The sequence below is a fragment of the Saccharothrix mutabilis subsp. mutabilis genome, from assembly GCF_039521145.1.
Classification (GTDB): Bacteria; Actinomycetota; Actinomycetes; order Mycobacteriales; family Pseudonocardiaceae; genus Actinosynnema; species Actinosynnema mutabilis.
Map to the genome: position 1 here is coordinate 103310 of NZ_BAAABU010000005.1, position 12750 is coordinate 116059.

A 12750-nucleotide genomic window follows, 5' to 3' on the forward strand; every position below is an offset into this window, starting at 1 on the left:
TTGTCCGACCGCCGATCGATACCGCTCAGCAAGCGGCGAACAGCTTGCGGCTGCCCGTCCCGTACGCGGTCGGGTCGGTGAACCGGCAGCCGTAGGTCGGCGCCGCGACCACCGCCGGGTCGTCCACGACGTCGCCGTCGGGCCGCTTGCCGGTGTCCACCCAGGCGACCAGGTCGTCCCAGGCCCGGCCCGCCTCGGCGGGGCTGAACTCGCAGTGGTTGACCGCCCGGATCGCCCGCTGCACCAGGGCGTCGCCCTTGCCGTGCAGGCGCACGTCCCGCCGGTACTGCTGCTCCATCGAGAACGGCACGAACAGGTCGCCGAGGTTGTGCAGGGACAGCACGGGCGCGGTCGGGCGGCCGGCGATGCGCGGGACCTCGGTCAGTTTCGGGGTCAGCCGCGCCTTCGGGTTCTCCGGGAGCACCCGCTCGGTCTTCTGGTTGAGGTCCACCGGCGAGTTCGGGGCGTAGTGCGTGAGGACGTTGGTGGCGAGCTGGCTCGGGTTGGTGGACAGGCCGTCGCCGGTGCTGGTCGCGGACAGCTGGAACAGGAAGTCCTTCCAGAACGCGAACGCCGCCTCCGCGCCCGGTCGCGGCCCGCCGGACCGGTTGATCACGACCTGCGCGAACTGCTTGCCGAGGTCGTTGGGCGTGCCGTTGAGGCCGAGGGCGTCCTTGATGCGCGGCACGACGGCGGACAGGTAGTCGTCGGGCAGCGGGTAGGCGTCGATGCCGGCCAGCGCCTGCGCCACCACCTGGTAGTCCAGGAAGAAGTCGAACAGCTCGTGGTCGCCGAGCACGCCGCACATCGGCAGCGCGCCCTTGTAGAAGTGCGGGTACTGCTCCAGCGACCGCCCGGTGACGTGGCCGCCCATGGAGACGCCGAGCAGGAACACGTCCTTGGGCTTGTCGACCAGCTTGGCGAACTCCCGCGCCAGGTCGTGGGTGCTCTCGACGCCGGCCTTCACGTCGTAGTTGTTGGCGTAGTAGCTGGAGGCCGCCCACGCGAAGCCCTGGTCGAGCAGCTTCTGGCGCAGGCCGTAGCCGGGCGGGTCCACGGTGAGCACGGTGCTCGCGCCGCGGTAGCCGTGCGCCCACATCGCGAGCCGGCCGTTCCAGCGGGGCGGGACCTCGATGGTGTAGGCGGCGTGCCTGTGCACGCCCTGGAGGACCCGGCTGGGTTGGCCGCCGACGGTGGCGGGCGGCAGCGGCGGGTTGTCGATCGTGTACCCGGGCAGCGGCTGGTCCGGTGGTGGGGAGGCCGACGCGTGCGGCGTGGCGAGGAGGAGCACCAGGACCGCGGTCAACCCGAGTACCTTTCGCATGGCCTCGATTGTGGTCACCAGCGCAAGTCCGCCACCAGCTCCTCGTGGGTGAGCGTGAAGGTGAGCGGGTAGGTCACCCGCACGACCTCGTCCTCGGTGGGTTCCAGTCGCGCGCCGGGGAAGGCGCGGCGGACCAGGGCCATCATCGCGAGGTTCTCGTGCAGGATGTCGCCGGTCAGCGCCGAGTAGTCCAATTCTACGGCGAGGTTGCCCAGGGCGGTGATCAGGCGCGTGCCGACCCCCTTGCGCTGCCACCGGTCCACGACGGCGACCGCCATCTCCGCGCAGCCCCCGCTGGTCGCGGCCAACCGGGCGATGCCGACCGCCCGCTGCCCGCACTCGGCGACGACGGCGGCGCGCTGCCAGCCGTCCAGGTCGGTCAACTGCCGCCGCATGGACGCGGTCAGGCGCGGCATCGGGGCGTGGAACCGCAGGTAGCGGCTCTGGGCGGAGAGACCGTCGAACACGGCGTCGACGGCGGCGCCGGCCCCTTCCCGGTCGAGCACGCGAACAGTGGTCATCGGACACGCCCCCAAGGTTCGGATTCCGAACCCTAGCTGGGTCCAGTTTTCGAACGCAAGGGGTATTCTGGAGGCCATGTCCCGCGTCAAGGTCGTCGACGAGCTGTGCACGCTGTCGCTGCCCGCCGCCCTGCTGGGCGAGCGGTGGACGCTGCTGCTGCTCCGGCAGGCGTTCCTGGGGACGCGCCGGTTCGAGGACTTCCAGTCCGCCATGGACATCTCGCGCAGCGTGCTGACCGAGCGACTGGCGACGTTCGTGGACGAGGGCATCCTGCGGCGCGTCCCGTACAAGGACTCGCGCACCCGCTACGAGTACCGGCTCACCGAGAAGGGCCTGGACCTGTACCCGGTGCTGATGGCCCTGCGCAAGTGGGGCGACAAGTGGATGGCCCCGGCCGACGGCCCGTCGTTCGACCTGCACCACAAGGACTGCGGCGGGGACGTGGACGTGAAGGTCGAGTGCACGACGTGCGGCGAAGGCGTAGGCGCACGCGACGTACGAGTCACCCGCCTGCGCTGACAAACCAGAGCGGCGAAGCCGCAAGCGGGCAGTCCACCGGAGGGGACACAACCCAAGCCGGGCTTCTTGCTTGTGTCATCTCCGTATGGCCCGCCCGAAGGGCTACCACACTTTTGGTCGGGTGCAGCCGAAATTTTTGTGAGGGACGAGCAAAAATTTTAGCGGCACCCGACCAAAAGTGTGGTTGGCTTTGCCGGGCCATGCGGAGATGGCACAAGCAAGAAGCCCCCGCTTTGGCAGTTGTGTCCATCTTCGGTGGCTCGCCCGCCGGCGAGGCTCTTTTACTCTTTGAACTCACGCTGTCGCTCTCAAGCCCACGCTTCGCGGGTCCTAACAGGACGCGCTCCGCTCTCTTGACCTCGGACGCGCTTCGCGCTCTTGAGCGCTTCGCGCAACGCGCTGGCGCGCTCTCAAGATCAAAAGCGGCTGGGGAGGCCTCCAGTGGGGGGAAGGGCCTGCGTGTTCCCCACCGCATGACCTGGCGGAGCCGACCACACTTTTCGGGGGTCGGTCGAAAAACTTTTGCTCGTTCCTCGCAAAACTTTTTGGCCCGACCCCCGAAAAGTGTGGTAGCCCTTCGGGCAGGTCATACGGTGGGGAACACGAAGGCCCCTTGTGGCTGGGAGCCCAGCCCGCCGCGCGGAGCGCGGCGAAGAACGCCGCTGCGCGGCGGGCCGCGCTTCGCGCGTCCGAAAGCAGTGCCGTGGCTGTGTTTAGTGTGCCGCGTCGTCCCAGGAACGGCCGAAGCCGACTGAGACCTCCATCGGCACGGACAGCTCGTACGCCCGCCCCATCTGCTCGCGGACCAGGGTTTCCACGGCTTCCCGCTCCCCCTCCGCGACCTCCAGCACCAGTTCGTCGTGCACCTGGAGCAGCATCCGCGACCGCAGGCCGGCCTCGGCCAGCGCCCGGAACACCCCGAGCATCGCCACCTTGATGATGTCCGCCGCCGAACCCTGGATCGGCGCGTTGAGCGCCATCCGCTCGGCCATCTCGCGCCGCTGGCGGTTGTCGCTGGTCAGGTCGGGCAGGTAGCGCCGCCGGCCCAGGATGGTCTCCGTGTAGCCCTTCTTGCGGGCGTCCTCGACGACCGCGTGCAGGTAGTCGCGCACGCCGCCGAAGCGGGCGAAGTACGCCTCCTTCTGCTCCCGCGCCTCGGCCGTGGAGATGCGCAGCTGTTGTGCCAGGCCGAACTCCGACAGGCCGTACGCCAGGCCGTACGACATCGCCTTCACCCGGCGCCGCTGCTCGCCCGTCACCTCCGTGGTCGGCACGGAGAACGCCCGCGAGGCCACGAACGTGTGGAGGTCCTCACCCGACCGGAACGCCTCGATCAGGCCCTCGTCCTCGGACAGGTGGGCCATGATGCGCATCTCGATCTGGCTGTAGTCGGCGGTCATCAGCTCCGCGAAGCCCGGACCGACCACGAAGGCCTCGCGGATGCGCCGGCCCTCCTCGGTGCGGATCGGGATGTTCTGCAGGTTCGGGTCCGTCGAGGACAGCCGGCCGGTCGCGGCGATGGTCTGGTGGAACGTCGTGTGGATGCGGCCGTCGTCGGCGACCGACTTCAGCAGGCCGTCCACGGTGGACTTGAGCCGGGTGACGTCCCGGTGCGCCAGCAGGTGCTGCAGGAACGGGTGCTGCGTGGCCTCGAACAGGTTCTGCAGCGCGTCCGCGTCGGTGGTGTACCCGGTCTTGGTCTTCTTCGTCTTCGGCATGTTCAGCTCGTCGAACAGCACCGTCTGGAGCTGCTTGGGCGAGCCGAGGTTGATCTCCTTGCCGATCACCGAGTACGCGTCCTGCGCGGCCTGCTTCACCCCCGCCGCGAAGTGCGCCTCCAGTGCCGCGAGGTGCTCGGAGTCGATCGCGATGCCGACCGCCTCGACCTCGTCCAGCACGTGCATCAGCGGCAGCTCCAGGTCGGCCAGCAGGTGCGCCTGACCCGTCTCCACCAGCTGCGCGTCCAGCGCGTCGGCCAGCTCGGCCACCGCGAAGGCCCGCAGGATCACCGCCTGGGCGGTCTTCTCCCGCTCCTCGGCCTCGTCGGCCAGCAGCGACAGCTGGCCGTCGGAGGACTCCTCCGCGCGCAGCTCGCGCTTGAGGTAGCGCAGCGCCAGGTCGTCGAGGCTGAACGACCGCTGCCCCGGCCGCACCAGGTACGCCGCCAGCGCCGTGTCGCTGGTGGTCCCGCGCAGCGTCCAGCCGCGCGCGCGCACGGCCCGCAGCGGCAGCTTCAGGTCGTGGCCGGCCTTGGGCTGGTCGGGGTCGGCGAGCCAGGCGGCCAGCGCCCGCTCGTCGTCCTCGGTCAGCGCGGCGACCTCGACGTACCCGCCCTCGCCGCCGGCGAACCCGATCCCCTCCAGGTCCACGCCGGTGTGCTTGAACGCCAGCCCGACCCGCCGGCCGCGCGCGTGGGCGTCCAGCCACGCCGCCAGCGCGCCGGGTTCGACGGTGCCGCCGGAGACCTCGAAGCCCTCCTCGGCCTCGGGCTCGGCGGTGGACAGGGTGGCGAACAGCCGGTCGCGCAGGACCCGGAACTCCAGCTCGTCGAACAGCCGGTGCACGGCGTCCCGGTCCCACGGCTTGGCCGCGAGGTCGGCGGGCCCGACGGGCAGCTCGACGTCCCGGACCAGCTCGGTGAGCTGCCGGTTGAGCATGATGTTGGTCAGGTTCGCGCGGATCGCGTCGCCGGTCTTGCCGGGCACCTCGTCGACGTGGTCGATCAGGCCGTTGAGCGACCCGAACTGGTTGAGCAGCTTGACGATCGTCTTGGGACCCACGCCCGGCGTGTTGGGCAGGTTGTCCGAGGAGTCGCCGCGCACGGCCGCGTAGTCGGCGTAGAGCGCGGGCGCGACGCCCTGCTTCTCCAGCACCAGCTCGGGGGTGTAGCGGGCCATCTCCGACACGCCCTTGACCGGGTACAGCACGGTCACCTTGTCGTTGACCAGCTGCAACGCGTCGCGGTCGCCGGTGCAGATGAGGACCTCGTAGCCCAGCTCCGTCGCCTGCGTGGTGAGCGTGGCGATGACGTCGTCGGCCTCGTAGTTCTCCTTCTCCAGCGTCGGGATCTGGAGGGCCGCCAGCACGTCCTGGATCAGGCTGACCTGGCCGCGGAACTCGTCCGGTGTCGCGCTGCGACCGGCCTTGTACTCGGCGTAGGCCTCGGTGCGGAAGGTCTTGCGCGAGACGTCGAACGCGACCGCGATGTGGGTGGGCTGCTCGTCGCGCAGCAGGTTGATCAGCATCGAGGTGAAGCCGTAGACCGCGTTGGTGGTCTGCCCCGTGCCGGTCTGGAAGTTCTCCTTGGGCAGCGCGAAGAACGCCCGGTAGGCCATCGAGTGGCCGTCGACCAGCAGCAGGCGGGAGGCTTCTGAAGTGCTCACGGGGCGAGTCTAGGGTGAGGGTCCGACAGTCATGCACCGAGTGGAGCAGCCCGTGAGCCCCAACCCCGTGGACGTCCCCGGCGCCGACCAGGCGGTCGCGGACGAGCAGTTGACCGCCCGGATGGGCATCGAGATCACCCAATGGGATGCCGACCGCCTCGTGGGCACCATGCCGGTGAAGGGCAACCGCCAGCCGTACGGCCTGCTCCACGGCGGCGCGAACGCGACCCTGGCCGAGACGCTGGGCTCGATCGCCGCCGCCATGCACGCCGCGCCCGAGCGCATCGCGGTCGGCCTGGAGCTGTCCGTGACCCACCACCGGGGCGTCACCGAGGGCATGGTGACCGGCGTGTGCACCCCCATCCACCGGGGGCGGTCCACGGCCACCTACGAGATCGTCATCACCGACGACCAGGGCCGGCGCTCGTGCACGGCGCGGCTCACGTGCTTCCTCAAGGAAGCGCCTAAGGTTTGAGGGGTGCGCTGGGTAGTGGGAGTCGCGGCGGTCCTGTTGGCAGCGGGGTGCGCGGACGTGCCCGCGGTCACCGAACCGCCGCCCAGCTCCGGCTCGGCCACCTACCCCGTCCCCAATGTCCCGGTCCGCCCGGACGAGAAGGTCCTGCGGGTCCCGACGGCGGGTGACGGCGAGACGGCGTTCACCCTCCTGGGGCTGACCGCCGAGCTGCCCAGCCTGGTCGGCAGCCACGCGGAGATGCCCGCGAAGGGCCAGTACGTCCGGATCAGGATGTCGGTGGTGAACAACGGCCGCAGCAGCGTCCAGTTCAACGCCCGCAAGCACGTCCTGATCGACGACCGGAAGGCCGAGCACGCGGTCGACCTGCAGGCGATGCTGATCAAGCGCCAGCCGGACACGTTGGACCTGGGCGCGAACGTCCGCCTGGAGTACGACGTGTACTACGACATCCCGAAGGACGCGAAGCCCCTCGGGATCAAGGTGTTCGGCGGCCCCACCCTGGCCGACCCGCAGGACGTCTCCGGCACCGAGATCCTGCTCGCGCAGTGAACGAAGGCCCGCCCCCTCCGACGAAGGAGGGGGCGGGCCTTCGCGGCCTAACGCGTCCTCAGTGCCCGCCGAGGTAGGCGGCGCGCACCTGCGGGTCGTCCAACAGGTCCAGGCCCGGGGCCGACTTCACCACGCGGCCGGTCTCCAGGACGTAGGCCCGGTCGGACAGCTTCAGCGCCTGCTGCGCGTTCTGCTCGACCAGGAGCACCGTCGTGCCGCGCTTGTTGATCTCCTTGATGATCTCGAAGATCTGCGCGATCAGCATGGGCGCGAGGCCCATGGACGGCTCGTCGAGCAACAGCACCTTGGGCTTGGTCATCAGGGCCCGGCCGATGGCGATCATCTGCTGCTCGCCGCCGGACATGGTGCCGCCGAACTGGTTCTTGCGCTCGGCCAGCCGCGGGAACAGCCCGTAGACCTCTTCCAGGTCCTTGGTCAGGTCGTCCTTGCGCATGTACGCGCCCATGAGGAGGTTCTCCTGGACGGTCATGCCCGGGAAGACGCCCCGACCCTCGGGGGACTGGCCGATGCCCAGCTGCACGCGCTTGTGGCCGGGCATCTTGGAGATGTCCTGGCCGTTGAACACGACGCTGCCGCTGCTGAGCGGGCGCAGGCCCGAGATGGTCTTCAGGGTGGTCGTCTTGCCGGCGCCGTTGGCGCCGATCAGGGAGACGATCTCACCCTCGTTCACCTGGAGGCTCAAGCCCTTGATCGCGGCGATCTTGCCGTAGTGGACGTGGATGTCCTTGACCTCAAGAAGCATCTTCGGACACCCCCAGGTACGCCTCGATGACCTTCGGGTCGTTCTGCACCTCGTGCGGCAGCCCTTCTGCGATCAGTTGGCCGAAGTCGAGCACCGCGACGCGGTCGCTGACGCCCATGACCAGGCTCATGTCGTGCTCGATCAGCAAGACGGTCCGGCCGCTGTCCCGGATCTTGCGGATCAGCTCCTGCAGCGCGATCTTCTCCGCGGGGTTCATGCCCGCGGCGGGCTCGTCGAGCAGCAGCAGCTTCGGGTCGGTGGCCAGCGCGCGGGCGATCTCCAGCCGGCGCTGGTCGCCGTACGGGAGGTTCTTCGCGGTCTCGGTCATGCGCGCGGAGATGCCGACGAAGTCGAGCAGCTCCCGCGCCAGCTCGCGTCCGCGCCGCTCCTCCTTGCGGTGCCACGGCAGGTTCAGCGTGGCGCCGACGGCACCGGTCTTGTGGTGCGCGTCCGCGCCCACCATCACGTTCTCCAGGGCCGACATGTTGTGGAACAGCCGGATGTTCTGGAACGTGCGGGCGATGCCCTTCTTGGTGATGCGGAACCGCTTGGTGCCGTCGATGCGCTCGCCCTTGAACAGCACCTGGCCCTCGGTGGGCTGGTACACGCCGGTGACCACGTTGAACACGGTGGTCTTGCCGGCGCCGTTCGGGCCGATCAGGGCGAAGATCTCGCCCTCGGCGATGCTGATCTTCGCTTCGCGCAGCGCCACGACGCCGCCGAAGCGCATCGTCACGTTGTCGAGCTGAAGGACGGGAGTGCTCACTTGGCCGCCTCCGCCGTCGAGACATCGGTGTCCGGACCGGGGACCTCGGCGCCCATGGTGCCCATGCCGCCGGTTCCCTCGTGCAGTTCCGCCTTGCGCCGCCGCGACGGCAGCAGGCCCTCCGGCCGCAGCGCCATCATCAGCACCAGCACGCCGCCGAAGACCAGGATGCGGTAGTCGGCGAAGTCGCGGAACCGCTCGGGCAGCCAGCCGATGAGGAACGCGCCCAGGATCACGCCGGGCAGGTTGCCCGAGCCGCCCAGCACGACCGCGGCGAGGATCGTCGCGGACAGGATGAACGGGAACGTGTTGGGCTCGATGAACACGGCCTTGCCGGCGTAGATGCCGCCCGCCAGGCCACCGATCATCGCGCCGATGGCGAAGGCCAGCAGCTTGAACTTGAACGTCGGCACGCCCATCAGCTCGGCGGCGTCCTCGTCCTCGCGGATCGCGGCCCACGCGCGGCCCACGCGCGACTTCTGCAGCCGCACCGAGAAGATGATGACCACGACGATCGCGGCGATCATCAGGTAGTAGTACGGCGCCGGGTCGAGCAGGAACTTGGTGCCGAAGATGGGCGGCGGGTGCGGGACGCCGGTGATGCCGCGGGCGCCGCCGATCTCGTCGGTGTTGTTCGCGGTGATGCGGACGATCTCACCGAAGCCCAGCGTCACGATCGCGAGGTAGTCGCCGCGCAACCGCAGCGTCGGCGCGCCGAGGATGACGCCCGAGACGGCGGCCAGCGCGATGCCGAACACGACCGTGGCCCAGTAGTTCCAGCCGTACTGGGTGCCGTAGTAGGCGACCGAGTAGCCGCCGATGGCGAAGAACGCCACGAACCCGAGGTCGAGCAGACCGGCCTGGCCGACGACCACGTTGAGGCCGATGGCCAGCAGGATGTAGGTGCCGATCGGGTAGACCAGGACGCTGGTCCAGTCCGAGCCGGGCGACATGATCTGCCCGATCGCGGGCGCCGGCAGGATCAGCGCGCCGACCACGAGTGCGATGTAGACCAGGTAGCGCTGCCAGACCTTGGCGTGCTCCCACCAGTCGCGCATGCGGTCGAAGCCGTGCCCGATGGCACCCAGCCCGCCTCGCTTCACGGGAGTCTCTTCCCTCGTCACTTCGTCGCCTTTCATGCGCGTGCCTTTTGCAGCGATTCACCGAGGATGCCGGTGGGCCGGAACATCAGCACGACCACCAGGACGGTGAACGCGATGACGTCCTTCCACTCGGACCCGAGGAAGATCGCGCCCCAGTTCTCGATGAGCCCGAGGACGATGCCGCCGAGCAGGGCGCCGCGCAGGTTGCCGATGCCGCCGAGGACGGCCGCGGTGAACGCCTTGATGCCGAGGACGAACCCGATGAAGTACGAGGTGTTCTCGATCTCCATGATGTAGAGGGAACCGGCCACACCGGCCATCGCGCCGCCGAGCAGGAAGGTGACCCGCACGATGTTGTCGATGCTGACGCCCATGAGGACGGCCGCTTCGGGGTCCTGGGCCGTGGCCCGGATGCCGCGGCCGATGCGCGTCTTGTTCACGACCCGGTCCAGGGTGACCATCACCAGGATGGCGGCGATCACGACGATGACGTGGTCGAGCCGGACCTCGGCGTTGCCGATCTTGAACAGGACGTCGCGGGCGACGTAGCGCGGCGCGGAGGCCTGGTTGCGGCCCGGCTTGTCGATCAGCCAGGGGATCGCGACGAGCGCGAAGAACTCCTGGAGGAACAGCGACGCGCCGATCGCGGAGATCAGGGCGGCCAGTCGGGTCGCGCCGCGCTTGCGCAGCGGCCGGTAGGCCACCGTTTCCAGCAGGACGGCGGCGCCACCGGAGACGGCTGCGGACACGAGCATCAACAGCACGAGCATCCCGACCATCGCGAACCCGGCGAGGGGAGCCGTCGGCGCGAACGCCAGCAGCGTCACCAGGGACGCGAAGGTGCCGATCATGAAGATCTCGGAGTGCGCGAAGTTGATCAAGCGCAGCACGCCGTAGACCATCGTGTAGCCCAGGGCGACCAGCGCGTAGATCGAACCGATCACCAGTCCACCCACCGTGCTGGGTAGGAACTGGTTCAGGAAATCATCAAGCATGACAGGTTTGCCTCACGAGACGGGGCGGGGGAGAGAGCATCTTCGCCATAGTGGCGGGGAGCGGGACGTCGCCATCCAGCACGACGAACCCGCTCCCCAGCGCGCTAACTTGCTTTGAAACTGCCGTCTCGACAGATCAGCCCTCAAGCTTGGCGCTGGCCGACGGGCCGAGCAGCTTGAGGACACCACCCTTGACCTGGTAGACGAAGATGTCGTTGTTCTCGGGCTCGCCGTTGGCCTTGAACTTGATCGGCTTGGACACGCCCTCGAAGCTGACCGTCTTCAGGAAGTTGTTGATCGTGTCCGAGGTGGTGTTGCCCGCCTCGACGGCCTTGATGAAGGCGGTCGCGGCGTCGTAGCCCTCGGTGGCGTAGATGGCCGGGTCGGCGTTGGCGCTCTTCTTGTAGTTGTCGAAGAACGTCTTCAGCGTGCCGGTCACGTCGGCGGACGGGATGTTGCAGGGGCAGCCGACGACGGCGCCCTCGGCCGCGGTCGCGCCCGCGCCGCTGACCAGCTGCTGGTCCAGCGAGCCGTCGCCGGAGGCGAAGGTCGCGGACACGCCGCCGTCACGCAGCTGCTTGAGCAGGCGACCGCCCTGGGCGTAGTAGCCGCCGAAGAAGATGATGTCCGGGTTGGCGGACTTCACCTTGGTGACGGTCGAGGAGTAGTCCGACGCGTCCTTCGCGAACTTGTCGTTCTCGACCGCGACGCCCTTCTCCTTCAGCGTCTTGGTGACGGCCTCGGCGATGCCGACGCTGTACTCCTGGTCGTCGGAGAGGACGAACGCCTTCTTCGGGGACTTCGCCTTGATCAGGAAGTCGGCGATGCCGGGACCCTGGTCGTCGTCGTTGGCCACGACGCGGTGCCAGTAGGTCCAGCCGTTCTTCGCCAGGCCCGGGTTCGTGGCGGACGGCGAGACGCTGGGGATCTTGTTCTCCTCCAGGGTGCCGCCGATGGCCTTGGACTCACCGGAGAACGCCGGCCCGATGAGGGCGACGATCTTGTCGGTGCCGACGGCCTTGGTGATCAGCGAGGTCGCCTGGTCGGGCTTGCCCTGGCTGTCGTACTTGATCAGCTCGATCTTGTTCTTGGGGTTCTTGGCGTTGTACTCGTCGATCGCCATCTTCGCGCCGTTGTACGGCGGGATCACGATCGCCGAGTTCTCGCCGGTGAGGTCACCCATGAACCCGATCTTGACCGTGGTGGAGTCGCCGCCACCCGTGCCACCGCCACCGCCGCCGGCGCAAGCCGCAAGCACCAGCGACGAAGCCGCCGCCAGCGCGAGAACTCGGCCGAGTCGTGCTCCTGACACCGGAATACCTCCCATGACCAACCAGCCCGCCGGTAGGCGGAGCCCTCGCACGAGGGCTTGGGTTAGGGCAGGAACGTAGCTTCAGATGAGTTCCGTGAACAGGTGGTCTTACTGCTCTGTGTCCACATCGTGACGGTAGTCACCGGGGCAAATGCGTGCCGGTTAACAGTCTTAAATCCAGCTCAAATAGCCGCAGGTCACAACACCATTGCGGGCAGTAACCAACAATGAGCACGACAGGGCGTCCGATACCCGAACAGGTAACCCTGAACAGGTAACGGACGCCCTGGCGTGGTAAGTGGTCGAACTCAGCCGAAGTTTTCGATGACCGCTTCGGCGACGGCCTTCATGGTCGTGCGGCGGTCCATGGCGGTGCGCTGCACCCACCGGAAAGCCTCGGGCTCCGACAGACCCTGCTTGGTCATCAGCAAACCCTTGGCGCGCTCGACGACCTTTCGCGTCTCCAGGCGCTCGTTGAGGCCGGCGACCTCGTTCTCCAGCGCCTGCAGCTCGGCGAACCGGCTCATGGCCAGCTCGATCGCGGGCACCAGGTCGCGCTTGGCGAACGGCTTGACCAGGTAGGCCATGGCGCCGGCGTCGCGGGCGCGTTCGACCAGGTCGCGCTGGCTGAAGGCGGTCAGGATGACCACCGGGGCGATGCGCTTGCCGGCGATGGCGCTGGCGGCCTCGATGCCGTCGACCTTGGGCATCTTGACGTCCATGATGACCAGGTCGGGGCGCAGGTCCTCGGCCAGCGTCACGGCCTCGTCGCCGTCGGCGGCCTGGCCCGCCACCTCGTAGCCCTCCTCGCGGAGCATCTCGACCAGGTCGAGGCGGATCAGGGCTTCGTCCTCGGCCACGAGCACGCGACGGGGCGCGGTCCGCTGGGCCTCGGCAGCCTGTTGGGTCACCGGGGTCCTCCTACAACTCGTCACTGGTGGCTCTCGACGCGGTCGCACCGGCCGAAAGGGCAGTCTACCGGCGCGGGAGCGGCGGACGGCCGGCGTCGCACCGTGATCGCCGACACCGATGTCACCCG

General features: G+C 68.7%; 12 protein-coding genes. 3 read left to right on the forward strand and 9 right to left on the reverse strand.

Annotated features, from left to right (window positions below; translation table 11 throughout):
* Positions 1 to 25: 25 nt before the first annotated feature.
* Both ABD126_RS14510 and ABD126_RS14515 read right to left on the reverse strand, forming a co-directional pair.
* Positions 26 to 1324: an alpha/beta hydrolase family protein gene (locus tag ABD126_RS14510; protein ID WP_343934328.1), complete on the reverse strand. Its 1299-nt coding sequence runs from the start codon at positions 1322 to 1324 to the stop codon at positions 26 to 28.
* Between the two features lie 14 nt (positions 1325 to 1338).
* On the reverse strand, positions 1339 to 1845 hold the full coding sequence (locus ABD126_RS14515; RefSeq protein WP_343934329.1) for a GNAT family N-acetyltransferase: 507 nt from the start codon (positions 1843 to 1845) through the stop codon (positions 1339 to 1341).
* A 76-nt stretch (positions 1846 to 1921) separates the two neighbouring features.
* On the opposite strand from ABD126_RS14515, the gene ABD126_RS14520 reads away from it, so the two are divergent.
* On the forward strand, positions 1922 to 2365 hold the full coding sequence (locus ABD126_RS14520) for a winged helix-turn-helix transcriptional regulator (protein WP_343934330.1): 444 nt from the start codon (positions 1922 to 1924) through the stop codon (positions 2363 to 2365).
* Between the two features lie 713 nt (positions 2366 to 3078).
* Here the strand turns inward: ABD126_RS14520 and polA are convergent.
* Positions 3079 to 5748: a DNA polymerase I gene (gene polA, locus ABD126_RS14525; protein WP_343934331.1), complete on the reverse strand. Its 2670-nt coding sequence runs from the start codon at positions 5746 to 5748 to the stop codon at positions 3079 to 3081.
* Positions 5749 to 5779: 31 nt separating this feature from the next.
* On the opposite strand from polA, the gene ABD126_RS14530 reads away from it, so the two are divergent.
* Together ABD126_RS14530 and ABD126_RS14535 are read left to right on the forward strand one after the other, a co-directional pair.
* The gene (locus ABD126_RS14530) at positions 5780 to 6223 is read left to right on the forward strand and encodes a hotdog fold thioesterase (protein ID WP_425542809.1); all 444 of its coding nucleotides are present in this window, start codon (positions 5780 to 5782) and stop codon (positions 6221 to 6223) included.
* Positions 6224 to 6226: 3 nt separating this feature from the next.
* Entirely contained in the window at positions 6227 to 6772 is a 546-nt protein-coding gene (locus ABD126_RS14535) for a DUF4352 domain-containing protein (protein ID WP_343934333.1), read from the forward strand.
* A 58-nt stretch (positions 6773 to 6830) separates the two neighbouring features.
* Here ABD126_RS14535 and ABD126_RS14540 read toward each other — a convergent pair whose 3' ends face one another.
* From ABD126_RS14540 to ABD126_RS14565, 6 genes are all read right to left on the reverse strand, one after another.
* A complete protein-coding gene (locus tag ABD126_RS14540; RefSeq protein WP_343934334.1) occupies positions 6831 to 7535 on the reverse strand; it encodes an ABC transporter ATP-binding protein in 705 nt (234 codons plus the stop codon).
* The gene (locus ABD126_RS14545; protein WP_343934635.1) at positions 7525 to 8265 is read right to left on the reverse strand and encodes an ABC transporter ATP-binding protein; all 741 of its coding nucleotides are present in this window, start codon (positions 8263 to 8265) and stop codon (positions 7525 to 7527) included. Before ABD126_RS14545 ends, ABD126_RS14540 begins: the two co-directional genes overlap by 11 nt.
* 32 nt (positions 8266 to 8297) lie before the next feature.
* Complete coding sequence (locus ABD126_RS14550; protein ID WP_343934335.1) at positions 8298 to 9440, reverse strand: branched-chain amino acid ABC transporter permease; 1143 nt, start codon at positions 9438 to 9440, stop codon at positions 8298 to 8300.
* The gene (locus ABD126_RS14555; RefSeq protein ID WP_343934336.1) at positions 9437 to 10399 is read right to left on the reverse strand and encodes a branched-chain amino acid ABC transporter permease; all 963 of its coding nucleotides are present in this window, start codon (positions 10397 to 10399) and stop codon (positions 9437 to 9439) included. The genes ABD126_RS14550 and ABD126_RS14555 overlap by 4 nt, the downstream gene beginning before the upstream one ends.
* Before the next feature lie 136 nt (positions 10400 to 10535).
* The gene (locus ABD126_RS14560; RefSeq protein ID WP_343934337.1) at positions 10536 to 11711 is read right to left on the reverse strand and encodes a branched-chain amino acid ABC transporter substrate-binding protein; all 1176 of its coding nucleotides are present in this window, start codon (positions 11709 to 11711) and stop codon (positions 10536 to 10538) included.
* 308 nt (positions 11712 to 12019) lie between these two features.
* Complete coding sequence (locus tag ABD126_RS14565) at positions 12020 to 12622, reverse strand: ANTAR domain-containing response regulator (protein ID WP_343934338.1); 603 nt, start codon at positions 12620 to 12622, stop codon at positions 12020 to 12022.
* Between the last annotated feature and the right edge of the window lie 128 nt (positions 12623 to 12750).